This is a genomic window from Actinoplanes oryzae, assembly GCF_030757795.1.
Taxonomy (GTDB): Bacteria; Actinomycetota; Actinomycetes; order Mycobacteriales; family Micromonosporaceae; genus Actinoplanes.
In genome coordinates this window covers 24664-51210 of the sequence record NZ_JAUQWH010000048.1, presented here as the reverse complement: position 1 = coordinate 51210, position 26547 = coordinate 24664, and the positions used below count along the sequence as shown (strand labels likewise).

21 protein-coding genes and 2 pseudogenes are annotated in these 26547 nt (G+C 73.5%); 11 read left to right on the top strand and 12 right to left on the bottom strand.

All coding sequences use genetic code 11. The annotated features are described in order from the left end of the window. A partial coding sequence (locus RBH18_RS17925) for a hypothetical protein (RefSeq protein WP_306209155.1) occupies positions 1-187 on the top strand: 187 nt, incomplete at its 5' end. 2 nt (positions 188-189) lie between these two features. On the opposite strand, the gene RBH18_RS17920 is transcribed toward RBH18_RS17925, so the two are convergent. The 3 genes and pseudogenes from RBH18_RS17920 to RBH18_RS17910 form a co-directional block, all read right to left on the bottom strand. Further along, complete coding sequence (locus tag RBH18_RS17920) at positions 190-597, bottom strand: arsenate reductase ArsC (protein ID WP_306209154.1); 408 nt, start codon at positions 595-597, stop codon at positions 190-192. A 13-nt stretch (positions 598-610) separates the two neighbouring features. Continuing rightward, a pseudogene (locus RBH18_RS17915) lies at positions 611-880 on the bottom strand (ArsR/SmtB family transcription factor); the annotation flags it as partial. A gap of 60 nt (positions 881-940) precedes the next feature. After that, a pseudogene (locus RBH18_RS17910) lies at positions 941-1270 on the bottom strand (ArsR/SmtB family transcription factor); the annotation flags it as partial. An 81-nt stretch (positions 1271-1351) separates the two neighbouring features. On the opposite strand from RBH18_RS17910, the gene RBH18_RS17905 reads away from it, so the two are divergent. Beyond that, a complete protein-coding gene (locus tag RBH18_RS17905) occupies positions 1352-2653 on the top strand; it encodes an FAD-dependent oxidoreductase (RefSeq protein ID WP_306209153.1) in 1302 nt (433 codons plus the stop codon). A gap of 173 nt (positions 2654-2826) precedes the next feature. Next, entirely contained in the window at positions 2827-5208 is a 2382-nt protein-coding gene (locus RBH18_RS17900; protein WP_306209159.1) for a phosphoketolase family protein, read from the top strand. 68 nt (positions 5209-5276) lie between these two features. Here the strand turns inward: RBH18_RS17900 and RBH18_RS17895 are convergent, their stop codons facing one another. Further along, positions 5277-5861, bottom strand: a complete 585-nt coding sequence (locus RBH18_RS17895) for a DoxX family membrane protein (RefSeq protein WP_306209152.1) — start codon at positions 5859-5861, stop codon at positions 5277-5279. 105 nt (positions 5862-5966) lie between these two features. Continuing rightward, complete coding sequence (locus RBH18_RS17890; protein WP_306209151.1) at positions 5967-7193, bottom strand: MFS transporter; 1227 nt, start codon at positions 7191-7193, stop codon at positions 5967-5969. Between the two features lie 135 nt (positions 7194-7328). Here RBH18_RS17890 and RBH18_RS17885 point away from each other — a divergent pair, with 135 nt between their 5' ends. From RBH18_RS17885 to RBH18_RS17870, 4 genes are read left to right on the top strand one after another with little or no spacing between them, the layout of a single operon-like run. After that, a complete protein-coding gene (locus RBH18_RS17885; RefSeq protein WP_306209150.1) occupies positions 7329-8255 on the top strand; it encodes an NADP-dependent oxidoreductase in 927 nt (308 codons plus the stop codon). Positions 8256-8283: 28 nt separating this feature from the next. Beyond that, positions 8284-8784, top strand: a complete 501-nt coding sequence (locus tag RBH18_RS17880; protein ID WP_306209148.1) for a cupin domain-containing protein — start codon at positions 8284-8286, stop codon at positions 8782-8784. A gap of 38 nt (positions 8785-8822) precedes the next feature. Then, a complete protein-coding gene (locus tag RBH18_RS17875) occupies positions 8823-10334 on the top strand; it encodes an MFS transporter (RefSeq protein ID WP_306209147.1) in 1512 nt (503 codons plus the stop codon). After that, positions 10331-11350, top strand: a complete 1020-nt coding sequence (locus RBH18_RS17870; protein ID WP_306209145.1) for an NADP-dependent oxidoreductase — start codon at positions 10331-10333, stop codon at positions 11348-11350. The genes RBH18_RS17875 and RBH18_RS17870 overlap by 4 nt, the downstream gene beginning before the upstream one ends. Positions 11351-11356: 6 nt before the next feature. Here the strand turns inward: RBH18_RS17870 and RBH18_RS17865 are convergent, their stop codons facing one another. Both RBH18_RS17865 and RBH18_RS17860 read right to left on the bottom strand, forming a co-directional pair. Then, positions 11357-12118, bottom strand: a complete 762-nt coding sequence (locus RBH18_RS17865) for a hypothetical protein (protein WP_306209143.1) — start codon at positions 12116-12118, stop codon at positions 11357-11359. Between the two features lie 7 nt (positions 12119-12125). Beyond that, positions 12126-13289 carry an endo-1,4-beta-xylanase gene (locus tag RBH18_RS17860; protein ID WP_306209141.1) on the bottom strand — a complete coding sequence of 388 codons (1164 nt, stop codon included), beginning with the start codon at positions 13287-13289 and terminating at the stop codon, positions 12126-12128. A 242-nt stretch (positions 13290-13531) separates the two neighbouring features. Between RBH18_RS17860 and RBH18_RS17855 the strand changes: the two genes are divergently transcribed. From RBH18_RS17855 to RBH18_RS17840, 4 genes are read left to right on the top strand one after another with little or no spacing between them, the layout of a single operon-like run. Next, positions 13532-14137, top strand: a complete 606-nt coding sequence (locus tag RBH18_RS17855; RefSeq protein WP_306209139.1) for an ATP-binding cassette domain-containing protein — start codon at positions 13532-13534, stop codon at positions 14135-14137. Then, a complete protein-coding gene (locus tag RBH18_RS17850; protein WP_306209137.1) occupies positions 14134-15372 on the top strand; it encodes an ABC transporter substrate-binding protein in 1239 nt (412 codons plus the stop codon). Before RBH18_RS17855 ends, RBH18_RS17850 begins: the two co-directional genes overlap by 4 nt. Beyond that, the gene (locus RBH18_RS17845; RefSeq protein WP_306209135.1) at positions 15369-17153 is read left to right on the top strand and encodes an ABC transporter permease; all 1785 of its coding nucleotides are present in this window, start codon (positions 15369-15371) and stop codon (positions 17151-17153) included. The genes RBH18_RS17850 and RBH18_RS17845 overlap by 4 nt, the downstream gene beginning before the upstream one ends. After that, the gene (locus RBH18_RS17840) at positions 17150-19516 is read left to right on the top strand and encodes a tetratricopeptide repeat protein (protein WP_306209132.1); all 2367 of its coding nucleotides are present in this window, start codon (positions 17150-17152) and stop codon (positions 19514-19516) included. Before RBH18_RS17845 ends, RBH18_RS17840 begins: the two co-directional genes overlap by 4 nt. Before the next feature lie 181 nt (positions 19517-19697). Here the strand turns inward: RBH18_RS17840 and RBH18_RS17835 are convergent, their stop codons facing one another. The 5 genes from RBH18_RS17835 to RBH18_RS17815 all read right to left on the bottom strand — a co-directional run bounded on the left by RBH18_RS17835 (position 19698) and on the right by RBH18_RS17815 (position 26415). Next, a complete protein-coding gene (locus tag RBH18_RS17835) occupies positions 19698-21014 on the bottom strand; it encodes a nickel/cobalt transporter (protein ID WP_306209130.1) in 1317 nt (438 codons plus the stop codon). A gap of 35 nt (positions 21015-21049) precedes the next feature. Further along, positions 21050-22504 carry an MDR family MFS transporter gene (locus RBH18_RS17830; protein ID WP_306209128.1) on the bottom strand — a complete coding sequence of 485 codons (1455 nt, stop codon included), beginning with the start codon at positions 22502-22504 and terminating at the stop codon, positions 21050-21052. After that, the gene (locus RBH18_RS17825) at positions 22501-23925 is read right to left on the bottom strand and encodes an NHL repeat-containing protein (RefSeq protein WP_306209126.1); all 1425 of its coding nucleotides are present in this window, start codon (positions 23923-23925) and stop codon (positions 22501-22503) included. The genes RBH18_RS17830 and RBH18_RS17825 overlap by 4 nt, the downstream gene beginning before the upstream one ends. Beyond that, positions 23922-25670 carry a flavin-containing monooxygenase gene (locus RBH18_RS17820; protein ID WP_306209124.1) on the bottom strand — a complete coding sequence of 583 codons (1749 nt, stop codon included), beginning with the start codon at positions 25668-25670 and terminating at the stop codon, positions 23922-23924. Before RBH18_RS17820 ends, RBH18_RS17825 begins: the two co-directional genes overlap by 4 nt. A gap of 91 nt (positions 25671-25761) precedes the next feature. Next, positions 25762-26415, bottom strand: a complete 654-nt coding sequence (locus RBH18_RS17815; protein ID WP_306209123.1) for a TetR/AcrR family transcriptional regulator — start codon at positions 26413-26415, stop codon at positions 25762-25764. Positions 26416-26547: the final 132 nt, after the last annotated feature.

Sequence of the window (26547 nt, the reverse complement as noted above, 5' to 3'; positions counted from 1 at the left end):
CCTGATCCGCCGGACGCTGCTCACCCCGGAGCAGGGAGCCGCACCCGCCGTACGCCTCGCCACCACCGCCGGCGGGACCGGGAAGTACTTCGACCGGGACGCCGAGGCGGCCACCCCCGCGGTCTCCCACGACCACGCCACCCAGCAGCAGCTGCTCGCCCTCAGCGAAGCCCACTTCGCCCGGTGAGCTCAGGCGGCCGGGATCAGGCCCGCCAGCAGCTTCTCGACGCGGGCCTTGATCTCGTCGCGGATGGGGCGGACCGCCTCGACGCCCAGGCCGGCCGGGTCCTCCAGTTTCCAGTCCTCGTAGCGCTTGCCGGGGAAATAGGGGCAGGCGTCGCCGCAGCCCATGGTGATGACGACGTCGGAGGCCCGCACGGTGTCGTGCTCGAGGAGCTGGGGGTGCCGGCCGGTGATGTCGATGCCGACCTCGCGCATGGCCTCGACCGCGGCCGGGTTGACGCGGTCGGCGGGTGCCGAGCCGGCGGAGCGGACCTCGACGGTGTCGCCGGCGAGGTGGCGCAGCCAGCCGGCGGCCATCTGGGAGCGGCCGGCATTGTGGACGCAGACGAACAGGACGCTGGGCTTGTCGGGCACGGTGTGGTTGTCCTCAGTCTCGGAAGGTGCCGGCGTGGGCGGCGGCGTCGGCGGCCAGGTCGGCAAGGTGCATGGCGGCGCCCTGCAGGGCTTCCGGTACGAGCCGGTAGTACGTGAAACGTCCCCGCGGCTCGGGCGTGACGACGCCCGCCTCGCGCAGCTGCTTGAGGTGCCCGGAGACGTTGGGCTGCTTGGCGCCGGTGTCGGCGACCAGGTGCGAGGTGGTGGCCGGGCCCCGGGCCAGGAGGCGCACGATTCGCGCGCGGAGCGGGTCCCCGAGCAGCCGTACGACATCAGGATCGGCTGATATCAGCGTGCTCTGATGAGAAGCGGCGGGCTCGGTCATCAGCTGCCCGAGCAGGTCGAGCGCCGCGCGCCGGACCCGGTAGTACGCCCACGTGCCACGGCGCTCGACATCGACCATGCCGGCCTCGCGCAGCACCCGCAGATGGTGGGAGATCGTCGCCCCGGTGACCTCGAACGCGTCGGTCAGGTCGCAGACGCACACCTCGGGGGTCGAGGCGATCAGCGACAGCAAGCGCAAGCGGATCGGGTCGCCGAGCGCCTTGAACATCGGCGCCAGCTGGACGGCGGACTGCGGGGCCAGCGCTTCGGCCCGCAGCGACGGGCAGCAGGCCGGACCCGTGCGGCCGGCGACCGGAAGAACGGACATGCGCTTATCTTGACAGTCATCTAGTCGTCTTGCAAGGCTCGATGAAAGTCGAACCAGAGGAGAGCCGTGAACGCATCAGCGATGCATGAGGAGCAAGCGCCCGTCGTGGTCATCGGGGCCGGCCCGGTCGGACTCGCCGCCGCCGCCCAGTTGACCGCCCGTGGTCTGAGCTTCGTGGTCCTCGAGGCCGGCGAGCACCCCGCCGCGGCCGTACGCCAGTGGGGCCATGTCCGGTTGTTCTCGCCGTGGCGGTTCGACGTCGACGCCGCGGCGGCCCGGCTGCTCACCGGCGCGGGCTGGGTGCGCCCCGACGACGACAAGCTGCCCACCGGCGCCGAGCTCGCCGACGACTACCTGCAACCCCTCGCCGACCTCCCGGCGATCAAGCCCCACGTGCGCTATGGCGCCCGGGTCGTCGCGATCACCCGGCTCGGGCTGGACCGGGTGCGCACCGCCGGGCGCGACGCCACCCCGTTCCTCGTGCGGCTGGCCGGCGGCGAGGACATCCTGGCCGCGGCGGTCATCGACGCCTCCGGCACGTGGGGCACGCCGAACGTACTCGGTGCCTCCGGCATCCCCGCGCACGGCGAGGCCGGCGCTTCGGCGTACGTGGAATCGGCCTTGCCGGACGTCCTGGGCCGCGACCGTGACCGGTTCGCCGGGCGCCGCACCCTGGTCGTCGGCGCCGGGCACTCCGCCGCCAACACCCTGCTGAGCCTGGCCGAGCTCGCCCGGCAGGCGCCCGGCACCACCGTGACGTGGGCGATCCGCGCGGCGAGCCCGGCCCGCACCTACGGCGGGGAAGCGGCCGACGCGCTGCCCGCGCGTGGCGCCCTGGGCTCCCGGCTGCGCGCCCACGTCGACGACGGCACCATCGCGCTGCTCACCGGCTTCGGGGTGCACAGCCTGACCGCCGGCCCGGACGGCGTCGAGGTCTCCGACGGCACCCGCGGCGTCGTCGCCGACCGGATCGTCTCGGCGACCGGCTTCCGCCCCGACCACTCGATCGTCGGCGAACTGCGCCTGGACCTCGATCCGATCCTCGGCTCGACCCGGCTGCTCGCCCCGCTGATCGACCCCAACGAGCACTCGTGCGGCACCGTCCCGCCGCACGGCGTCGACGAGCTCACCCACCCGGAGCCCGGCTACTACGCCGTCGGGGTGAAGTCCTACGGCCGGGCGCCGACCTTCCTGCTCGCCACCGGCTACGAGCAGGTCCGGTCCGTGGCCGCCGCCCTGGCCGGCGACTGGGCCGCGGCCCGTGACGTGCAGCTCGACCTGCCCGAGACCGGGGTGTGCAGCAGCAACCCGATCGAGTCCCCGTCCCTGAAGCTGATCACCATCGGCGGCGGCGACAGCAGGGCCGGCGGCTGCTGCGGCTGAGGTCCAAGGTCCCGTCGGCGGGGGCCGGTCGGGGCGCGTTCCGGCGTCGTTGTGCCCTGCGCGCCCAGGTCGCATCGGCACTAGCGTGAGGAGGACTGTCAGGCAGAAGTGACACGGAAGGAACGACCGTGACCGCTGTATCGGACGATCAGGTCCACGCTCGCGAGGACCTGGTGCGAGCTCTTTCCGCTCCCGACGAGGCGGAGACAGCCCAGCTGGACGCCTGGTGGCGGGCCAACAACTATCTCACGATCGGCCAGATCTACCTGGGCGCGAACCCGCTGCTGCGCGAGCCGCTGCGCCCCGAGCACATCAAGCCGCGCCTGCTCGGGCACTGGGGGACCAGCCCCGGCCTGTCGCTGATCTACGCGCACGTCTCCCGGCTGATCAAGCGGACCGGCCAGCAGGCGATCTACCTGGCCGGGCCGGGACACGGCGGGCCCGCGCTGGTCGCCGCCGGATACCTGGAGGGGACGTACAGCGAGATCTATCCGCACGTCACCCAGGACGAGGAGGGGCTGCGGAGGCTGTTCCGGCAGTTCTCCGCGCCGGGCGGCATCCCCAGTCACGTGTCGGTGACCACGCCCGGGTCGATCCACGAGGGCGGCGAGCTCGGCTACGTGCTGGTGCACGCCTTCGGCGCGGTGATGGACAACCCGGATCTGCTGGCGATCGCGGTCGTCGGCGACGGCGAGGCCGAGACCGGTCCGCTGGAGGGATCGTGGAAGGGCATCTCCTTCGTCAACCCGGCCCGCGACGGCGCCGTGCTGCCGATCCTGCACCTCAACGGCGCGAAGATCGCCGGGCCCACGGTGCTGGCCCGCAAGGACCCCGAGGAGGTGCGCGCCCTGCTGCGCGGCCACGGCTACGAGATCATCGAGGTCGAGGGGTCCGACCTGCCCGGCATGCACTACCGCTTCGCCGAGGCGCTGGCCACGGCGTGGGGCAGGATCCGCGCCATCCAGGCCGCCGCCCGCGCCGGGGAGTGGGACGGGGAGCGGCCGCACTGGCCGCTGATCATCCTGCGCTCGCCGAAGGGCTGGACCGGCCCGGCGGAGGTCGACGGCGTCAAGGTCACCGGGACGTGGCGCTCGCACCAGGTGCCGCTGTCCGGGGTGCGCGACAACCCGGAGCACCTGGCGCTCCTGGAGCAGTGGCTGCGCTCGTACCGTCCGGAGGAGTTGTTCGACGAGACCGGCGCGCCCGCCGCGCTGATCCGCGAGGCGGCGCCGGCCGGCGATCTGCGGATGAGCGCCAGCCCGCACGCCAACGGCGGCCTGCTCACCCGCGACCTGGACCTGCCCGACTTCCGCGAGTACGCCGTGGACGTCAAGCACCCGGCGGCCGAGCGCGCGGAGTCGACCCGCAAGCTGGGCGAGCTGATGCGGGACATCTACGCGCGTAACCCGGACAGCTTCCGGCTCTTCTGTCCCGACGAGACGAACAGCAACCGGCTCGGCGCGGTCTTCGAGGTGTCGGACCGCGGCTTCATGGAACGCGTCACGCCCGAGGACGTGAAGATCAGCCGGGACGGCCGGGTCATGGAGGTGCTCAGCGAGCACAACTGCCACGGCTGGCTGGAGGGTTACACGCTGACCGGCCGGCACGGCATGTTCGCCACCTACGAGGCCTTCGCCATGGTCAGCGCCTCGCAGACCGTGCAGCACGGCAAGTGGCTGCAGGAGGCCAAGCACCTGCCGTGGCGCGCGAAGGTGCCCAGCCTCAACGTGCTGCTCACCTCGACGGCGTGGCGCAACGACCACAACGGCTTCTCGCACCAGGGCCCGGGACTGATCCAGGTGGTGCTCACCCAGCGCGGCGATGTGGCCCGGGTCTACCTGCCGCCGGACGCCAACACGCTGCTGAGCGTGGCCGACCACTGCTTCCGCTCCCGGTCGTACATCAATCTGATCGTCATCGACAAGCAGCCGCAGCTGCAGTGGCTGACCATGGAGGAGGCGATCGAGCACTGCGAGCGCGGCGCCGGGATCTGGGAGTGGGCGGGCACCGACGACGGCACCAGCGACCCCGACATCGTGCTGGCCTGCGCCGGCGACGTGGTCACGATGGAGACGGTCGCCGCCGCGCAGATCCTGAGGGAGAAACTGCCCAGCCTGAAGGTCCGGGTGGTCAACGTGGTCGACCTCATGGCCCTGGTACGCCCGAAGGACCACCCGCACGGCATGAGCCCGACGCTGTTCACCGAGCTGTTCACCGACACGGTCGACGTGGTGTTCAGCTTCCACGGCTACCCGGGCGCGATCCACCAGCTGGTGCACGGGCGTCCCGACGCCGACCGGTTCCGGGTGCGCGGCTTCATCGAGCAGGGCACGACCACGACCCCGTTCGACATGACCGTGCGCAACAAGGCGTCCCGTTACCACCTGGTCATGGACGCCATCAACAACGCCCGGCGGCTGCCGCGCGGTGCGACCGAGCTCAAGGAGTGGTGCGAGGCCCAGCTCGCCCGGCACGAGGAGTACGTGGTGGAGCACCTCGAGGACATGCCGGAGGTCCGCGACTGGTCGCTCGGCGACTGGGCCCAGCGCGGCTGAGCCCGCGACGACAAGGATCCGGCCGGGAGCCGTTGGGCTCCCGGCCGGATCCGGGGTGGTGGCATCGGTCAGATCAGCCACGGGTTGCGCTGCACGACGGGCAGGCGGGCCCACCACCTGCCGAGGCCCCAGGTGTGTCCGGCGTACGCGAGGGCCGCGACGACGGCAGCGACGGCGTAGATGACGTGGTAGTCGGTGATCGGGTTGGTCGAGCCGCTGGGCTCGCCGGCGCTGGTGTGCTGGGCGAGGGGCCACTCCGCGACCCACATGAAGGCCATCATCAGCACCGCGGCGCCGGCGGCCAGGCGCAGGCCGATGCCGAGCACGAGGGCGACGCCGATGCCCAGCAGGCCGAGCATGAACAGCCAGTCCACGACGGCGTTGCCCGCCAGGTCGTGGAAGGTGCCCTGCAGCGGGCCGAGGTCGAGGGAGGACAGGAACCCCTTGGTGGGGGAGCCGCCGTTGACCCAGGCGCGTTCGCCCGCGGTCGAGTAGTGCAGGCCGAAGGTCTTGTCGAGGAACGCCCACAGGAAGACGAAGCCGAGCGAGATCCGCAGCGCGGCCAGTGCCTGGGCGGCGGGCGTGGTGAGCAGGTGGCCCGGGGCCTCGGCGTGTTCCAGGTGCGACGGGCGGCTGCGGCCGGTGGTTGTCATGATGTCCTCCTCGATCGATGTCCTGCCCTGACGATGCGCCCGCCGCAGGCAAGATCACCGGTGCCGGAGAGCCCCTGACGCCCGGGACCAAAGTCCCGCCCGGCGTCAGCGCACCGGCCGGGGATCGAGTTCGTCCTCGACGGTCGCGGGCCTGGCGAGCGTGACCGCCGGGACGGTCGCCACGAGGGTGACGGCGAGCAGGAACAGCAGCGGCAGGGTCCATCCGCCGCTCATGTCGTGCAGCAGCCCGACGGCGAAGGGGCCGAGCGCACCGAGCGCGTACGCCACCCCCTGGGCGAAGCCGCTCAGCGCGACGGTGCCGCCGGGGGTCCGGGTGCGCTCGTTGATGAGCACGAGGCTGACCGGGAACAGGATCGATCCGCAGCCGATGAGCAGCACCCAGAGCAGGGTGAGGGTCGCGGGGGCGAGCAGCAGGCCGAGGTAGCCGAGCACGAAGCTCGCGATGCCGGCGGCGATCAGCGGGCCGGCGTGGCGCAGCCGGGCCACGAGCAGGGGTGCGACCAGCGCGATGGGCACGCTGACGAGGCCGGTGACGGCGAGCAGCACACCGGCCTCGGCCGGCGTCGAGCCGGCGACGTCGCCGAGGATCTCGGGCAGCCAGGCGAATGCCGCGTACGTGCAGATCGTGCTGGTCGAGAAGACGGCGGTGATCGACAGGGCCACGCGCGAGCGCCACAGCCGTGCGAGGCGGGCGGGCGGCGGGGACTCGACGACGTCCGGGACTTGTCGGCGACGCTCCCGGGCGAGGAGCACGAGCCACGGCGCGAGCGCGACGGCCGAGGTCAGCGCCCACATGCCGAGCGAGAAGCGCCAGCCGAGCCGCTCGGCGACCGGGGCGGCGACCGCGGCGGGCACGGCCGTGCTCACGCCCACGATGCAGCCGTAGAGGGCGGTCAGCAGCGCCACCCGGTCGGGGAAGTAGCGCCGCACGATCGGCGGCAGCAGCACGTTGCCGATGCCCGTACCGGCGAGCGCGACGACGGTGCCGCCGAGCAGCACCGGGAAGTCCGGGGCGAGGGCGCGCACGAGATGCCCGAGGGTCATGAGCAGCAGCGCGAGCACGATGCCGCCGTCGAGGCCGAGGCCCCGGGCGACGCGCGGCGCGACGAATCCGGATGCTGCCAGCAGGATCGGCGGGACCGTGCCGAGCAGCCCGGCGCCGAGGCTCGAGAGGGGGATGTCCGCCCGGACGGCGCCGAGGATCGGGGATATCGCCGCGACGGCCTGGCGCAGGGTGAGGGCGACGAGCACGATGCCTACCAGCGCGGCCGTGCGTCCCGCCCACAGCGTAAGGGGCCGATGCGCACTCATGTCCTTACCCTAGTGGTCCGGCTGGTGTGTCCGGGGTCACAGCTCAGTCCCTTGCTTCGAAATTGAAGCAGGGCTACCTTCATCTCAAGCGCTTCGAATTCGAAGCGAAACGGCAAAGCGAAGGCGAGCAGGATCATGAAGGCAGTGCGTTTCCACGAGTACGGCGACCCGTCCGTGCTGCGCTACGAGGACGTGGAGCAGCCCGTTCCCGGCCCCGGGCAGGTGCGGGTGCGGGTGGCGGCGACATCTTTCAACTCGGTCGACGGCAACATCCGGGCCGGGTTCATGCAGGGCCCCATTCCGGTGCGGCTGCCGCACACCCCGGGGCTCGACGTGGCGGGCACGGTCGACGCGCTCGGTGAGGGCGTGACCGGGCCGGCGGTGGGCGACGAGGTGATCGGGTTCCTGCCGATGACGGGGACCGGGGCGGCCGCGGAGTTCGTGCTCGCCCCGGCCGAGGTGCTGACCCGGGCGCCCAAGAGCGTGCCGCCGGCCGACGCCGCGGCGCTGCCGGTGGTGGGGCTGACCGCGTGGCAGGCGCTGTTCGAGCACGCCGGGCTGGTGGCCGGGCAACGGGTGCTGATCAACGGCGCCGGCGGGGCGGTCGGCCGGTACGCCGTGCAGCTGGCCAAGCGCGCCGGGGCGTACGTCATCGGTGTGGCCGGCCCCCGCAGCAGTGCGCAGGTCACGGCGGCCGGCGCCGACGAGGTGCTGGGCCACGACGCCACCGGGGCCGGCGAGCCGGTCGACGTGGTGCTCAACCTCGCGCCGGTCGAGCCGCAGCGGCTGGCGGCCCTGGTCCCGCTGATCCGCGACGGCGGGGTGCTGGTGAACACGACCGTGTGGATGCCCGCGCCGTCGGACGAGCAGCGCGGCGTACGCGGGATCAACCTCTTCGTCCGCAGCGACCGCGAGCAGCTCGCGCAGCTGGTGGCGCTGGTCGACGCCGGGGAGCTGCGCGTCGAGGTGGCGCGCCGGGTGCCGCTGGCCGAGCTGCCCGCCCTGCACGCCGAGGCCGCCGCGGGCACGCTGCCCAGCGGCAAGATCACCGTCACCCTCTGACCGACTCTTCCCCGAAGGAGCCACCGCAATGATTCCCGACGACGACCCGGCCCGCTCGCTGACCGTGGCGAACCCCGACGACCCGGGCACGACCTACGTCTCGCTGGTGGGCAACACCTACGCCATGCTGATCACCGGCGAGCAGACCAACGGGCAGTACACCCTGATCGACATGCGCGTCCCGGACGGGGGCGGGCCGCCCCCGCACCGGCACGACTTCGAGGAGATGTTCACCGTCCTCGAGGGCGAGATCGAGTTCACCTTCCGCGGTGAGAAGCACACCGTCCGAGCCGGCTCGACCGTCAACATCCCGGCCAACGCCCCGCACAACTTCCGCAACGTCTCCGGCGCGCCGGCCCGCATGCTCTGCATGTGCACGCCCGCCGGCCAGGACGAGTACTTCCTGCGCATCGGCGACGTGATCGCCGGCAAGGACGCGCCGCCGCCGCAGCTGACGCCGGACGAGCTCGCCGAGCGCCGCCGCCGCGCGGCCGAGCTGGCCTCGACCTACCGCAGCGAGTTCCTGTAGGCCAACCGGGAGGGGCGCGTTCGGCAAGACTGAGGCCCATGCTGGCGGTCTATGGCAGTTCCTTCCTGGCGATCGTCGACGCGAACATCGTCATCGTGGCGCTGCCTCAGGTGCGGGCGGCGCTGCGGGCCGGCCCCGAGGCGTACCAGTGGGTCCTCGACGCCTACACCCTGTGCCTCTGCGTTTTCGCGCTGTCGGCCGGGGCGCTCGCGGACCGGTACGGGCGCAAGAAGATCCTGCTGCTCGGCGTCGGCCTGTTCGCCGCCGGTTCGGTGGTGTGCGCGTCGGCGCCCAGTGTCGCCGTGCTGGTCGCCGGGCGGTTCCTGCAGGGCGCGGCTGCCGCGGCCATGGCGTCCAGTGCGCTGTCGCTGCTCGTCGCCGCCTTCCCGGCCGGTGCGGCGCGGACCAGGGCCCTGACCTGGTGGAGCACCTCGGCGGCGCTGGCCACGGTCGTCGGGCCCGCCGCGGGCGGCCTGCTGGTCGACCGGCTCGGCTGGCAGGCCGTCTTCTGGGTCAACCTGCCGATCTGTGCCCTGATCGTGCTGGTGGGCGCGCGAACGCTGCGGGAGTCGCGCAGCACCACCGGCACCTCGCTCGACCCCGCCGGACAGGTTCTTCTCATCGGCTGGCTCGCCGCGTTGATCTACGCCCTGATCGAGGGCGGACGGGCCGGCTGGACCGCGGCACCGATCGTCGGGGCGCTCGGCGCGGCTGTCGTGCTGTTCGCGCTGTTCGTCGTCGTGGAGCGGCGGCGTGACGATCCGATGGTGCCCGTTTCCCTGCTGCGGAGCAGGGCGTTCGGCGGCGCCGGGGCGGTCGCCTTTCTCCTCGGGGCCGCGCCGGTGAGTGCGTACGTGTTCATCCCGCTCTTCCTGCAGAGCGTGCAGGGCGCGTCGGCGGGGGAGGCCGGTCTCCTCGTCCTGCCCATGGCGGCGGGAAACGTCATCGGGTCTCAGGTGTCGGGGCGGTGGATCGCGCGCAGCGGTCCGCGTACGCCGTCGTGCGCAAGCCTCACCATCGCGGGAACGGCTCTTCTCGCCGTGGCGTTCCTCGAGCCCGGCAGTTCGCCTCTCGTGGCGATGGCGCCGTTGCTCTTCCTCGGCATCGGGCTGGGCATGGCGCTGCCGGCCACCAACGATGCCGCTTTCCGCGCCGTCGACTCCGCCCGGTCGGGGGCGGCGGCCGGGTTGCTGGGCGCGCTGCGCCAGTCGGGGCATGCGGTCGGCATCGCGGTGCAGGGCACGATCATCGCGGCCGTGGCGACGCACCGGCTGACGACGGAGCTGGCGGCCAGGGACGTGCCCGCCCCGGTCGTCGCCTCCGCCGGGGAGGCCGCGCTGTCCGGTCGCGACGCCGCCACCCGGCTGCCCGGGACCGGTCTGCCGCCCGAAGCCCTGGTGGACGTCGCGACCCGGGCCTTCACCGGCGGGTTTCACACGATCATGACGCTCGCCGGGGTGGTGTGCCTCGGCGCCGCGGTGCTGGCCGCGGCGACCGTGCCTGGTTCTACTGTGATCAATGGAACCGGCGGCACGAGAGGGAGACGATGACCGGCGATGCGAAGGTGAACCGGCAGTGGGTTCTGGCGAACCGGCCGGAGGCTGCGGTCGACGAGAAGACGTTCGAGCTGCGTACCGGGGCGGTGCCGGCGCTGCAGCCGGGTGAGGCGCTGGTCCGGATCGAGTACCTGAGCGTGGATCCCACCCAGCGCAGCTGGCTGAACGACCGGGCCGGTTACCTCCCGCCGGTGGCCGTCGGCGAGGTGATGCGGGCGGGCGGCGCCGGCCGGGTCGTGGAGTCGCGGAACGAGCGGTTCCCGGTGGGGCAGGTGGTCAGCGGCTTCACCGGATGGCAGGACTACCTCGTCATCCCGGCCGACGGCACCGCGGGAGTGCGGGCCGTGCCGGACGGGATCCCCCCGACGGCGGCGCTCGGCGTGCTCGGGTCGACCGGGCTGGCGGCGTACTTCGGGTTGCTCGACATCGGCCGCCCGCAGGCCGGGGAGACCGTGCTCGTCTCCGGGGCCGCGGGCGCCACGGGCTCGGTCGCCGGGCAGATCGCCCGCATCCTGGGGTGCCGGGTCATCGGCGTCGCGGGCGGCCCGGACAAGTGCGCCTGGGTGGTCGGCGAGGCCGGCTTCGACGCCTGCATCGACTACCGCAACGAGGACGTCGCGCAGCGGCTGGCCGAGCTGGCCCCGGACGGCATCGACGTCTTCTTCGACAACGTGGGCGGCGCGACCCTCGACGCCGCGCTGGGGCGGCTGGCGATGCACGCCCGGGTCGTGATCTGCGGCGCGGTCGCCTCCGGGTACGCCCACGAGCGCCCGGCCGGCCCGGGCAACTACGTCGATCTCATCCAGAAGCGGGCGCGGATGGAGGGCTTCCTCTACTTCGACTACGCGGAGCGGTTCCCGGAGGCGATCGGGCAGCTGCACACGTGGGTCGGCGAGGGCCGGATCAAGCACACCGAGACCGTCACCGACGGCTTCGAGAACGCGCCGGACGCCCTGCGCGGGCTGTTCGAGGGCCGCAACAACGGCAAGCAGCTGATCAGGATCGCTTGACGAGGATCAGGCGAAGACGGGGGCGCGGCCGGCGTCGACCCATTGCCGCCAGGCGGCCAGGCCGAGGGCCCGGTCGGCGCCGATCCCGCGGATCTGCAGGGGCGTGCCGTCGCGCCGCACCACGTACGCGGTGCGGCGTACCGATGCGGGGTCGACCTGGACGCCGACGAAGTCCGCGGCCGTGCGGATCCCGCACTCCTGCAGGTGCCGCACGGACAGCGGCTCGACGCCGGAGGGCCGGCTGATCGCGATGACCGCGCGGGCCAGGCGCCCGTCGCGGTCGTAGGTGAGCAGCCGGTCCTGGTCGAGCCGCCGGCTCAGGGTGAACTTCGGCCGGCCGGCGCCGAGGTGGGCGAGCAGGGCGGCGCGGGCCCGGCTGACGTCGCGGCCGTCGTGCAGCCCGTCGCGCCAGACCAGGCCGACGCGGGTCAGGTCGATGTCGGTGGCCAGGGCGGCCGCGGCCACGGCGGCGTCGCCGGGCCACGCGTCGGCGTCGTGCGGGGAGGTCTTCGCCCAGTCGCCGGCCCCGCGCAGCGTGAAGCCGAGCGCCGCGCAGACCTCCGGGTCCGGGGTGCCGGCCACGACCACCTCGTCGAGGCCGTCGCGGTGCGCCTGGGCGAGCACCACGCACCGGGCGCCCGGGCTGGTCAGGGCGAGCATCGTGCCGCCCCGGGCCCGGGCGCCGGTCAGCGCCTCGGTGACCGTGCGCTCGGCGTCCGCCGCGTCGGCCGCGAAGCCGTGCCGCACCTCGACCAGGTCCACTCCCATATCCGCATCATCGGCCGGAACGGCCCGGCTGTGAGGCGCGTGCCGCGATGAGGGTGTCGCGCAGGGCGTAGTAGGCGGGCTTGCGCTCGAAGTTGTCGCCCATGACGGTCGCGGCGCCCTCGGCCGGGAAGAACACCGGGACCCAGGAGTACTTGTCGGTGAAGCCCCAGATGGTGAAGGAGCGGCAGCCCTCGACGGCCAGGCAGGCGTCCAGGACGGTCGTGTAGTAGGCGGCCTGCGTCTGCAGCTGCTCGGCGGTCGGCACCCCGCTCGCGGGCAGATCCATGCGTACGTCCAGCTCGGTGATCGCCGTCTGCAGGCCGAGGTCGTCGAAGCGCCGCAGGACGTCCCGGAGCTGGTCGGGTGCGCCGTACCGGGTGCTCAGGTGGGCCTGGGACGCGAAGCCGTGCAGCGGCACCCGGTCGGCGAGCAGCTGCCGGGCCAGGGACTCGTAGGCGTCGACCTTGACGCCGGGCCAGTCCACGCCGTAGTCGTTGAGGAAGAGCTTGGCCTGGGGATCGGCCTGGTGCGCCCAGCGGAAGGCGTCGGCCACGATGCCGGGGCCGAGCTCGCGGAGGAAGATGTTCTCCTGGCGGTACTCGCCGTTCTCGGTGAAGATCTCGTTCGCGACGTCCCACTGCTGGATCTTGCCGCGGTAGTGGCCGACGACGGTGAAGATGTGCTCCTTGAGGATGGCCCGCAGCTCCGCCTTGGTGAAGGTGCCCTGCTCGAGCCACGCCGGGTTCTGGCTGTGCCACAGCAGCGTGTGGCCGCGGACGACCTGGCCGTGCTGCCGCGCGAACGCCACGATGGCGTCGGCCGGTCCGAAGTTGTAGGTGCCGCGCTCCGGGTGGATGAACTCCCACTTCATCTGGTTCTCGGGGGAGACCGAGCTGAACTCGCGCGCCAGGACCTTCCGGTACGGCCGGTCGTAGGTGAACGGGTCCGGATAGTCCTGCTCGAGGTGGTGGCCGCCGCCGGCCACCGCGGTGCCGATGCGCAGGTCACGCGGGGCCGCCCAGCGCAGGGGCAGGCCCGGCCGGGCGGGGTGGTGGCTCGCGGCGGACGGGCCGCCGGACGTCGTCGTGGCGGCCTGCGCCGGTGAGATGCCGGGCCCGATCAGCGCCGAGGCGGCGAGGACGGCCACGGTGATCCGAGATGCGTGTCGCACGATCACTCCCGAAACTTTCAGACATCACGCCGAAATTTCCTCGTACGCTAAGCCGAGCGAATGTCGTCCGTCAATGTTTCGACATGGTGACCAGGCCGGGTGGCGGACCCGGAAGTTTCGGTGTTCCCGCCTGCCCGCGGCCGGCCCCGGCGGCGGGGCACCGGGGACGGGCGAAGGATCGATAGGGTTGAGTCACCGCCCGACGACTCTTCGCGGCGGAACCGCAGGGGAGGTGCGCGGCGGTGCTCGAGGTGCGGGATCTCGTGGTGGCGATGACCGGGGGCGGCCGGGTCTCGGTCTCCTTCCGCGCCCGCGAGGCCGAGCCCACGGTGGTCGTCGCCGGCGCCGACGCCGCGACGGCCCTCGCCCGGGTGGTGACGGGCCTGGCGCCGGCCGTCTCCGGGCGGGTGCTGGTCGGCGATCGGGACGTCACCGCGCTGCCGCCCGGTTCCCGCCAGATCGGTTACGTGCCGCGCGGGGGCGCCCTGCTCCCGCACCTCACCGTCCGGCAGAACATCGAGTATCTGGTGTGGCGGCAGGAGTCGGTGCGCGAGCTCGTCCGGGGCTGGGCCGCCACCCTGATCTACCAGCTCGAGCTGGGGCCGGTGCTCGATCAGCGCCCGCACGAGATCACCGCCCAGCAGCGCATGCGGGCGGCGCTGGCCCGGGCGGTCGTGTCGATGCCCGAGGCGCTGGTGCTGGAGCGGCCCGACCCGGCGGTGTGCGGGCCGCTGGACGATCTGCTGGCCCGGATCGAGTCGCCGGTCTCCGCCGGTCCCGCCACGGTCGTGTTCGGCGATCGGGAGGCGGCGGCCGAAGGGGCGCCGGCGGTGGTGGTGGCGTCGTGACGACCCGGCGTACGGTCCTCGGCGGATCGCTCGGCGCGGTGGTCGCCGGCGCGGCCGGGTGCGGCCGGTCCCGGCGGCCGGTGCAGGTCGCGGTGGTCTGGAGCGGCGGGGAGCTGCTGCGCTTCCGGGACGTCGTGCGGCACTATCCGGACCCGGTCGACGTGGTCAGCACCCGCAACGACATGGACGCCTTCCTGAGCGCCCGCTACCGGGCCGGCAACCAGCCCGACGTGGCGATCGTGCCGCAGATCAGCCTGATCGCCGACTACGCCGCCCGGGGCTGGCTGGAGCCGCTGCCGCCGGAGGTGCCGGAGCGGTTCACCGGCAACTGGCGGACCATCCTCACCGTCGGGGGCCGGCAGTACGGCGCGTGGGTGAAGGCGGCGCACAAATCGCTGGTCTGGTACTCGCCGGACCGGCTCGATCCGCCGCCGGACACCTGGGCGGCCTTCGTGCCGTACGTGCGACGCCTGGCCGCCGCGGGCCGGACCCCGCTGGCGCTCGGCGCGGCGGACGGCTGGGTGCTCACCGACTGGCTGGAGAACCTGCTCATCGGGCACGCGGGCCCGGGCCGCTACCAGGCGCTGGTGGACGGGTCCGAGCCGTGGGACGGCCCGCTGGTGCGCACGGCGCTCACCGAGCTCGCCGCCGTCTGGTCGGTTCCCGGGGCGTTCCCGGACGGCGTCGGCCGGGCGCTGCTCACCCAGCACGAGGAGTCGGTCCTGCAGGTCGTCGACGGGCGCGCCGCGATGGTGGCCGAGGGCGACTTCGCCGCCGCGGTCGCCGACCGGTTCCGGCCGCGCGGGGCGGCTCCGCTGGCAGCGGTACGCTTCCCCGCCGGCCCCCGGGCGCGCCCGCTGCTGGTGGCCGGCGACGCCGCGATGGTCTTCGCGGGCTCGAGCGCCGGTGGTGCCCTGGTGGAATGGCTGACCCGGCGCGAGTCGTTCCAGCCGTGGATCGCCGCCGGGGGCTACCTGTCGCCGAACATCCTCGTCCGGCCCGAGGCCTACGGGCGCGCCGAACCGCTGGCGGCCGAGCTGAGCGACCCCGGCGGGGCGCCCGCGTTCGACCTGTCCGACCAGCTGCGCGGCTCGCTCGGCGGCCCGGACGGGCTGGGCGTCTGGAAGATCCTGCAGGACTTCCTCGCCGAGGTGGACCGGCCGGGCGCGGTCGACCGGGCCTGCCGGCGACTGGTCCGCGCCGCCGCGCAGGCCCGGCGGGAAGCCGGCTCATGACCGACCCGGTGCGCACCCGGCCCGGCCCGGCCCGGCTGCTCGGGGAGACCGTGGTCATCGACGACGTCGGTCCCGGCCGGCGCAGCCGCGCGTACCCGAGCGGCGGGTTCGCGTCGGCGCTGCTGGCCCCGATGGTGCTGCTGCTCGGCGGCATCCTGCTCTGGCCGGTGGGCCGTACCGTGCAGGCGAGCGTGACCGGGCCGGACGGCCGCTGGGCCGGCCTGACGCACTTCCGCACCGCGCTGGCGGCCGAGGGCACCTGGCAGGTGCTGGGCCGGACGGTCCTGTGGGCCGCCGTGGTGCCCGTCGTGGTCATCGGCCTGGGCTGGCTGCTGGCGGCCTCGCGCCGCCGCGGCACGTTGCTGCTGCTCGCGCCGATCGCGTTGCCCCTGGTCGTGACCGGGGTGATGTTCCGGCTGTTCTACGACCCCGACCCGGCCCGGGGCATCGGCACGGCGGTCCTGACGGCGGCCGCCGGGCTGGTCGGGGTGCCCGCCGGCAGCGCACCGCAGTGGCTCGGCCCGCAGCTGATCACCGTCGCGCTGATGTCGGCTTTCGTGTGGGCCTGGATCGGCCTGCCGGTGGTGGTGTTCCGGGCCGCGCTCGACGCCCTGCCGTCCGACCTGGCCGACGCGGTGCGTGCCGGCGGCGGCAAGCGGCTCGACGTGTTCCGGGACGCGGTGTGGCGGCCGCTGCTGCGGCGCACCGCGGCCATCGTCTTCGCGCTGGTGGCGATCGGCACCGCCCGCGCCTTCGACCTGATCCTGGTGATGGCGCCCGGCTCCAGTCTGGACGAGGCGGCAAACCTCGCGGTCCGGGTGTGGCAGACCTCCGGCAGCGCCACGAGCGGGCCGGCCGCCGCCCTCAACACGCTGTGGCTGGCCGCGCTCGGCGCCGGGATGGTGGCCGCGGCGGTGGGCGGACGGCAGGCGTGGCCCCCGCCCCTCCCGGCGGCCCCGCCCGCCCGGACGGTGGCGCAGCGGACGCGGTGGCCGGTGCGTCGACTGGTGCCGGTTCTCGTCGCGCTGCTGTGGGCCGTACCGGTGCTCGCGCTGATCGCCACCTCGCTGCACTCGCCGCAGGACGCCGCCACCCGGGGCTGGTCGGCGGTGTCGGTGCGGTTCGACTCCTACCGTGCCGTGTTCGCCCAGGCCGACCTGCTCGGCTCGATCGGATTCACCGCGCTGCTCGCCCTGTCGGTGACGGTCCTGGTGCTGGCCGTGGCGCTCCCGGCCGCGTACGCGCTGGCCCGGCTGCGCCCGCCCGGCACGACCGCCACCGGGGCGCTGCTGGTCGTCGCCTCGGCGGTGCCGGTGCAGGTGGTGGCCGGCCCCATCAACGAGGTGCTGGCCCGGACCGGGCTGGCCGGCACCAACGTCGGGCTCGCCCTGGTGCACGTGGCGCTCGGCGCGCCCTTCGCCGTCCTGCTGCTGCGCAACGCCCTCGCCGACGTGCCCGGCTCCCGGCTGCGCGAGGCCCGCATCGCCGGCCTGCGCGAGTGGGCCGTGCTGTGGCGCACCGTGCCCGCCGCGACACCCGCGATCGTCGCCGTGGCGGTCCTCGAGTTCGTCCAGGTGTGGAACGACTTCGTGGTCGGCCTGCTGTTCGGCGGCTCCGGCACGCCCCTCGGGCTGCTGCTGTTCGGCCAGACCCGGCAGTTCGCCCTGAACAGCGGCACGCTCGCCGCGTTCGCGCTGCTGGCGTCGGTGCCGCCGCTCGTGGCCATCGTGCTCGCCCGGCGTCAGGTGATCGCCGGCCTGGTGTCCGGGGCCGTGCGATGAGCCCGGCGCCCCGGCCGTACCGCACGCCGTGGATGGCGACCGCGCTGATCGCCGTCGGCTCGGTGACCGGCGGCATCGCCAGCAACATCGTGGCGAACCGGATCGGCGGTGACCTCGGCACGGTCGCGTGGATCATCACCGGGGCGGGCGTGCTGGCCGGCGTACTCGCCGCTGTGCTCGCCACGGCCGACGCGCGCAGCCGCCGTGCCCGGGGGACCGGCGCGGTGACCGAGCCGCCGCCCGCGGTGCCGGTGCAGGAAGCCTGGGTGCCGACCAACCTGCCCGACACCGTCGGCTTCGTGGGCCGCCGCGAGGTCGTCGACCGGCTGGCCGTCGCCACCCGCACCCGGCACGCGGTGGCGCTCGTCGGCCGGCGCGGGGTCGGCACCTCCGCGTGCGTCGTGCAGGCCGCCAACGAGGTGCGCCGGCGCTACCCGGACGGCCAGCTGTATCTCGACCTGCGCAAGACCGGCCGCAACGGTTCGATCCGCGCGCTGCGGCCCCGGGAGGTGCTCGACGCGCTGTGCCGCACCATCGGCATCGACGAGACCGCGCTGCACCAGGCGGCCGGCCTCGACGCGGCCACGACCCTGCTGAGCGCCGGGCTCGGCGAGCGCAAGATGCTGCTGGTGCTGGACAACGTGGACTCGCCGGAGCAGGTCCTGCCGCTGCTGCCGCCGGCCCGGCGGTGCCGGCTGCTGCTGGCCGGCGGCCCCGCGGTCGCCGCCCTCGAGGGCGTGGACATCCACCAGGTCGCCGAGCCGTCCGCCGCGGACGCGGCGGAGCTGTTCACGGCGGCCGCGCGAGCCGCCGGGTGCGCGCGTCCCGGCCTGGGTGCCGATCCCGACGTACGCGAGATCGTGGAGCTCGCCGGCCGCCAGCCGCACGCCGTCCGGGTGCTCGGCTCGTGGCTGGCCGCCCAGAACTGGTCGCCGCCGGAGCTGCTGAAGGTGGTGCGGCACGGGCTCGCGACCGGCCGCGTCGACGCGACGCTGACCCTGCTGACCAGCCGGGACCACGCGTACGCGGCCCTGCCCGCCGGCACCCGCCGGCTGATCCGCCTGCTCGCCCTCGTGCCGCAGCCGCTCAGCCGCAACGCCGTCGCCGCGCTGACGGGCACCAACCGGGGGCACACCGACCGGCTGGTGCACGAGGCGGCCGGCAGCGGCTTCGTCACGGAGACCCCGGACGGCCGGTATCAGCTCCGCCCGCTGCTGGTCAGCTATTGCCGGGCCCACCTGCTGTGCGACGAGCCGCCGTGGCGGGCCAAGGCCGCCCAGCTGCGGCTGGTGCGCTACCTGGCCCGGCAGGCCGAACGCTCCGCCGACGCGATCGTGCCCGACCAGCCCGCCGGTGCCGATCCCGGCGGCGGCTGGTTCCGCCGGCACGAGACCTTGCTGCATGTCCTGGTGTGCGAGCCGTGGGGCAGCTGGGGGTCGCTGCCGGCCCGCCCGTCCCGCCGGATGCGCCGCTGGTGGCTGCGGCTGGCGGTCGCTCTGTGCACCTACTACGCCTCCGCCGGCCGGCTCGACGACTGGGCCGCGGTGTGCGTCGCGGTGCTCAAGAGCCCGATGGTCCGGCACTCGAGGGCGGTCGCCGGGTGGGCGCACAACGAGCTCGGCGCGGTGTACCGCTGGCAGGGCGATCCGCATCGGGCCGCGGTCGAGCTGACGGCGGCGGTGGCGCTGCGGCACCGCCGGGGGGCGGCTCAGTCGCGTACGAACCTGGGGCTCGCCCTGCTCGACCAGGGTGACGCCGACGCCGCGCTGGACCAGCTCCAGCGGGCCCGCCAGCAGCGCTCCCCGAGGGACCGGGCCGGGCAGGCGCTGACCGACCTCGGCCTGGGCGTGGCCTCCCTGATCCGCGCGAAGCCGGAGCCCCGCTTCGCCAGCCGCCACCTGATCCGCGCGGCGAACCAGTTCCAGGCGATCGGCGACCGGCGGGGCTATGCCGCGGCGCTGACCAACCTGGCGCTGGCGCAGTGGCAGCTGGGCGAGCGGCTGGACGCGGCCCAGGCGTGGAGCGCGGCGCTGGACTGCTATCCGGCGGTCGGCGACCAGCCCGGGCACGCGGCGGCGCTGCTGAACGCGGGGGCGATCCTGGCGGCCGGTGCGGCGGAGCAGGGCGACCGGCGCCGTGCGGCGCGGGCGCGGGACCTGCTGGAGCAGAGCCTGGCGATACGCGAGGCCGAGCGGCTGCCCACCGGCCGGACCCTGCTGTCCCTCGGCGACGTCGCGCTGCTCCTGCAGGGCCCGGACCAGGCCCGGAAGCGCTGGGAGGAGGCGCTGGAGGCCTGCGACAAGGCCGGCGACACGGCGGGCGGCGACGCCGCGGGTGCCCGGCTGCGGGCCGGCGGGTCATGACCCGTCTCCGGTGATGCCGGCCGGGCTGCCGAGGCCGCCGGCGAGCACCTCGACGGTGTCGTCGGCGCCGATGCGCAGGATCCGGCCCGCCCCGGCCGACGCGCTGCGAGCGAATGCACCCGGCGAGGCGACGGCGGCGGCTTTCTCCTGACAGGAGCGGCGAACATGATCCCGTTGACTCTCATGGCCCGGCTCCGCCGACCGCACCCAGCGTACGGATGATCAGGCCGGCGCCCAGCACGACCACAACGATGGCGCTGATCAGCGGCAGCAGCGCGGCCCAGCGGGCCGGCGTCCCGGTTCGGAACCGGCCGGACAGGGTGGCGACGGTGCGGGCGCGGACGAGCAGGATGCCGATGCCGATGAGGACCGCGGCCAGGCCGGCGCTGAACGAGGCGATCAGCAGCATGCCCACGGCGACGTGGCCGAGGCCGACCGCCAGGATCATCACTCCCAGCGCTTCGGGGCACGGCACCAGCCCGCCGGAGATCCCGAGGGCCACCACCGAGCCCAACCCGGCCGGGCGGGCGATGCGCTGCGGATGCTCATGGCCGTGAGCGTGGCTGTGGTCGTGGTCGTGGCTGTGGTCGTGGCTGCCTGCATCGGCGAACGCGTGCCGGCGCTGCCACAGCAGTCGTAATCCCAGCACCAGCACCAGGGCGCCGGAGGTCAGCTCCAGTGCGGGAACGAGCACGTCCGGTACGGCGAATCGGCCCGCCAGCAGTGCCACGGCCCCGATGATCAGGACCGACGACGTGTGCGTCACGGTCACCGACGCGCCCAGGGCCAGGGCGTCGCGGACCCGGCCACCGCTGCCGACGAGGTAGGCCGCCATCATGGTCTTGCCGTGTCCCGGGGTGAGCGCGTGGAGGGCGCCGAGCAGCATCGCCAGGGCGATCGCCGTCACGGTGACCCAGGCCGAGCGGGACGGATCCTGCACCGTCCGCAGGAGGCGCTCGACACCCCATCCGCTCGTGCCGGTGTCCGGGGGCGGGGCCGCGACGCCACCCGCGGGCAGGACGAACGTCGTCCGTACCTGTTGCTGGTTGTGCTCTCGATGTTGGTCGCCGATGGTGGTCGCGGACTGCTTGGGCGCCAGGACGGCAACCTGGTACTGCGGTTCGGCAGGAGCGAAGTCGTTGCGGAAGTACAGGGTGTGATTGCCGGCGGCGGCGGTGAGCGGGGCTGTCGCGGTGAGGCGCAGGATGCCGTATCCGGCCTGGGCCTGCAGGTAGGTGGGAAGGTCCACGCCGGTCACCGCGAGCGGCATCGTGGTGTCGTCGACGCGCAGGGTGAGGCCGGCTCGCATGCCGTCGGCGTAGGCGCGGCCTTCGGCCTCGGTGAGATCCTTGTCGTGGTCACGGTCGAGGTCGGCAAGGAAAGCGGGAGCGACCAGCACGCCGGCCGCGAGTTCCACTCCGACGGTGATGGTGTCCGTGCCGACGGTCACGTACGACCTGCCCAGCTGCACCGGCGGGACGAGCCGTTGCCGCCGCACCCGTGCCGGCTGGTCATCGCACACCGTGCGGGCGATCAGGAGCCGGCAGCGGCGGCCGCGGTGCGGGTGTCGGGCTTGTCGAGGCTGGTGCGCAAGGACACGGACGGCATCAGGACGGCGGCGAGCACCCCGAGCAGCGCCACCCCCGCGGAGATGGCGAAGATCGTCCCGGTGGACTGTCCGTACGCGGCGGGGGCCGGCAGCCCCTCGGCGGTGTGGGCGGCAACCTGGCGGGCCAGGACGGCGCCGAGGACGGTGACGCCGATGGTGCCGCCGAGGGAGCGGAAGAACGAGACGGTGGCGCTGGCGGCGCCGATGTCGGCGAGCGGGACGGCGTTCTGCACGACCAGGACGAAGTTCTGCAGGGTCATGCCCACGCCCGTACCGATGAGGACCATGGCGGCGCCGATCAGCGGCAGTGACGTGGCCTCGTCGACGAGGCCCAGCAGGGCGAACCCGGCGGTGAGGCTGATCGCGCCGGTGACCAGGTAGGGCTTGATCCGGCCGCGGCGGCTGATCAGGCGCCCGGCGACGATGGAGGACACCAGGATGCCGGCCATCATGGGGATGGTGAGCAGCCCGGCTTCCGTCGGAGTGTGGCCGCGGCTGACCTGGAAGTACTGGCTGAGGAACACGGCGGCGCCGAACATGGCGGTGCCGGCGGCGAGGCTGCCGAGGATGGCCAGGGCGGTGGTGCGCCGGCGCAGCACGCGGGGCGGGACGACCGGTTCGGCGGCGCGGGTCTCGACCCAGGCGGCGAGTCCGAGCAGGACGAGCGCGCCGCCGGCCAGGGCGGCGGTCTGCCAGGAGGCCCAGGCGAACGCGTCGTCGACGAAGGAGATCCAGATCAGCAGCAGGCTGACCCCGGCGGTGAGCAGGCCGGCGCCGGCGTAGTCGATGCGCACGTTGGTGCGGCGGACGACCGGCAGGCGCAGGGTGAGCTGCAGCAGCACCAGCGCGGCGACCGCGAACGGGACGCCGATGAAGAAGCACCAGCGCCAGCCCAGCCACGACGTGTCGACGATGAATCCGCCCAGCAGGGGTCCGCCGATGGTGGACACGGCGGTGACGCTGGACAAGTAGCCGGCGTACTTGCCGCGTTCGCGGGGCGGGATCATCGCGCCGATGGCGATCTGGACCAGGGACTGCAGGCCGCCGACGCCGATGCCCTGCAGGGCGCGGGCGGCGATGAGCTGGCCGCCGTTCTGCGCCAGCCCGGCGGCGATCGAGCCGGCGACGAACACGACGGTGGCCGCCTGGATCAGCCGCTTCTTGTCGTACAGGTCGGCGAGTTTGCCCCAGATCGGGGTGGCGGCGGTGGCGGCGAGCAGGGTGGCGGTGACGACCCAGGTGTACTGGGTGGGGGAGCCGTGCAGGTCGGCGAGCATGCGCGGCAGGGCGGTGGAGACGACGGTGCTGGCGAGCGTGGAGATGAACAGGGCCAGCAGCAGGCCGGTGAGGGCTTCGAGGATGTGCCGCCGGTCGGTCACGAGAGCTCCAGGACGTGGCCGTCCGCGGCGACGTGCAGCGTGCCGTCGGGGGCCACGGCGATTCCGGCGTACGGCTGCGGGACACCGGGCATGCCGTGTGCCGTGAGGGCGACCTCGCGGCGGGCGGGCAGGTCGAGGTCGCGCTCGGTCCGCGTGTCGCCGGTGCGCAGGTCCACCGACAGCAGGCGACGCTTGCCGGCTTCCACGATGAACATGCGGTCGTTGTGGACCGCCAAGCCCTGCGGAGTGTCGAGACCGTCGGCGACGAGTTCCGGGCCGGTGTCGGTCAGGCGGTGCACGGTGCCGTGCTCCTCGTCGCTGAAGTAGTCACCGGCGATGCCGGCGGGACGCCCGAGCCCCTCGGCCAGCAGGCCGATGGAGTCGTCGGGGCCGATGGTCAGGATCCGGCCCGCCCCGGACTCGGCCACCAGCAGAGTGCCGTCCGGGCGGACCGCGATGCCCAGGGGACGGTCGAGGCCGGTTGCGCGCATCCGGGTCCGGCGGGTGCCGCGGTCGTACGTCTGAACCTGGCCGTACTGCGAGGTCACGTGCAGCAGATTCCCGTCGGCGGCGACGTCGTGGGCGAAACGGATCAGCTCGTCGCCGAGGCGGTAGTGGTCGGCCACGTGGACGGTGCCGGCGAGGTCGATGGTGATGCCGTACGGGCCGGCGTAGCCGCGGGGCACGATGTCGCGCGTCCGGCCGTCGGGGTGCAGTTCGGCGATGCCGCCGCCGGCGTAGCTGGAGACGTACATGCGGTTGTCGCTGTCGACGGCGGCGTTGTCGAGGCCGGTGATGCCGCTGCTGATCAGGGTGCGGCGGTCGCCGTCGATGCGCGTGACGATGCCTTCGGCGCCACGCGAGACCACGAGCAGGGTGCCGGCCAGGTCGAAGCGGACGGCGACCGGTTCGTGCACGTCGGCGGCGACGAGTTCGGGGGCGCCGCCGTCGGGGGAGATGCGGTGGACCTCGCCGGTGAGCATGTGCGGGTAGTAGAGGTGGCCGTCCGGGCCGATCTGCATGGCGTTGCCCATGGCGAGCCCGCCGGTGAGCTCGGCGGGCCCGTCCGCGCGCAGCTCGAGGAGCCGGCCGCCGGGGATCATCTCGTTGACGAACAGCCGCTCGCCCAGGCAGGTGATGCCGTTGGGCAGCCGCACCTGGTCGGTGACCAGGGTGAGGGTGCCGTCGGGGCCGCGGCGCCAGACCCGGCCGGGCACGAGGTCGGTGATGTACATGACGCCGTTGCTGTCGAACGCGAGGTCGTCGGGGGACTGGACGAGCCCGCCCGGCGCGACGATCGTCTCGACGTCGCCGGTTGCCGGATCGACCGCGCTGATGCGGCCGGCGAGGAACTCGCAGACGTACAGGCGCCCGTCCGGGCCGAAGGCCACGCCGTTCGAGCCGCGCAGCGGGCCGGTCATTCCGCTCCCGCCAGGACCTGGTCGAAACCGCCGCCGGTACGCCACTTGTCGAGCAGTTCGTGGAAGGCGACCGGGCCGGGGCCGTACGAGTTGCTGACCGGCCGGGGCTTGCCCTCGCCGTTGTAGTAGCCGGGCGTGCACTCGGCCTGGAACCGGTAGTTGTCCATGGCGTTGGCGCGGATCGTGGCGACCCAGTCCTGCTCCGCCTCGGCGGTGGGCTCGATCCAGCGGGCGTGGCGGGTGCGGGCCTCGGCGACGAGGGCGCCGATGTGGGTGGCCTGCTCGGTGAGGATGTGCATGAAGTTGACCGAGCTGGCGTTCTGCAGCGAGCCGAGGTGGAACAGGTTCGGGTACCCGTGGCTGGAGAAGCCGTGCAGGGTGCGGGGGCCTTGCGCCCAGGACTGCAGCAGGGGTACGCCGTCGCGGCCGTGGACGGGCAGGGTGCCGGAGACGATCCCGGAGATGCCGACCTCGAAGCCGGTGGCGAAGACGAGGCAGTCCACGTCGTACTCGGAGTCGCCGACCACGACGGTGTGCTCGGTGAGGGCGGTGATGCCGCCGGTGTCCGCGGTGTCGACCAGCGTGACGTTGGGCCGGTTGAAGGTCTGCAGGTAGAAGTCGCTGAAGGTGGGCCGCTTGCACATGTAGCGGTACCAGGGCTTGAGCCTCTCCGCCACCACGGGGTCGGTGACGATGTCGTCGACCCGGGCGCGGATGCGGTTCATGGTGGCGAAGTCGGCGAGTTCGAGCTCCTCGTCGCTCAGCTCGGTGCGGCTGCCCGACAGGAACGTGCGTTGCAGGGCGGCGGTGGCGGTCCAGCCGTCGCCGATCAGGTCCTCGTCGGCGTGCCCGCCGGTGACCACGGTCAGGAAGTTGTTCATCCGCTCGCGCTGCCAGCCGGGCTTCAGCCCCGCTGTCCAGCCGGGCTCCAGCCGGCGGTTGTCGCGGACGTCCACGGACGACGGGGTGCGCTGGAAGACGTACAGGTGCTGGGCTTCGGCAGCCAGTCGCGGGATCACCTGGATGCCGGTGGCGCCGGTGCCCACGACGCCGACCTTCTTGTCTTTCAGTCCCGCCAGATCCTCGCCGGTGTAGCCGTAGTCCCAGCGGCTGGTGTGGAACGTGTGCCCGCGGAAGGTCTCGATGCCGGGGATGCCGGGCAGCTTGGGCTGGGTCAGCGTGCCGGAGGAGACGATCACGTAGCGGGCGCGGAAGTCGTCGCCGCGGTCGGTGCGCACCTGCCACTCGGCGTCGTCCTCGTGCCAGCGCAGCTCGGTGACGCGGGTGTGGAACATCGTGTCGTCGTAGAGGTCGTAGTGCCGGGCGATGGCGATCGCGTGCTGCCGGATCTCCTCGCCGGGGGAGTAGCGCCAGGTCGGCTCGGTGCCGACCTCCTCCAGCAACGGCAGGTAGACGCTCGACTCGATGTCGCAGTGGATGCCCGGGTAGCGGTTCCAGTACCAGGTGCCGCCGAAGTCCCCGGCCTCGTCGATCATCCGGACGCTGTCCAGGCCCGCGTCGCGCAGCTTCGCCCCGGTGACCAGTCCGCCGAAGCCGCCGCCGATCACCGCGGCCTCGACCCGGTCCTGTCGCGGATCGCGTTCGGCGCGCTCGGTCCACGGGTCGGTGGCGTAGTAGCCGAACTCGCCGCGCGCGCCCCGGTACTGGGCGGCGCCGTCGGGGCGGATGCGCCGGTCGCGTTCCTGCCGGTACTTGGCGCGCAGGGCTTGGGGGTCGAAGGACATGCGGCAAGCCAACCGATGTCGCCGTATTAAGGCAACTGATTGACTTAGAGTGTGGCGCATCGCACGACGTTCGTCGATGTGATGGCCGGGGTCAGCCGCGCGGGCTCATGGGCGCGCGGTACATCCCCTCGATGGCGTCGATCAGTCCCGTCGCTGTCGCCGCCCACGCCGCCGCCGTGTCCAGCGATCGTTCCTGCTGGGCGCAGTAGTGCACGATGAGCGTCATCGCCATGGTGTCGCGCTCGCCGCCGGCCTCCGCCGTCAGCCCCGGCAGGCATCGGTGCAGCGCGTCGAACACCGCGTGCAGGAGCGGGGCGTCGCTCAGCTCGGCCGCGGCCAGCTCGCGCAGGCTCGGCTCGGTCATCAGCTGCGCGCTGAACCGGGCGTACCAGCTGGGCGCCCCGAGCTGCGCCAGATGATCGGTGAACGGGCGGACCACGCAGGCCACCCAGTCGCGCAGCTCGGTGCTGCCGGCGTGCTCGTCGAACAGCCGGCGGCGGATCTCGGCCATCGGCACGGTGTGCCGCTGCACCAGGGCGCGGACCAGGTCGGCCTTGGTGCCGAAGTGGTAGCCGACCGCGGCGTTGTTGCCCTGGCCGGCGGCCTCGCTGATCTGCCTGTTCGACACCGCGAACACGCCCTGCTCGGCGAACAGCCGCTCGGCGGTCAGCAGGATGCGGGTGCGCGTGGCGGCGGCCTGCTCGATGCGCGTCCGCCGGACCGCGGCACCGATGTTGCTGCTCACGCGGCTCATGCTCCAGCTCCGGGGGGCGACGTCGGGGGATTGTCACCCTACAGCGGGTCGCCGTCGCGCCTCCTAAGTCAACTGCTTGAATGACTACATGTTTACGACTGTCGATCGTCATGCGGACCGCAC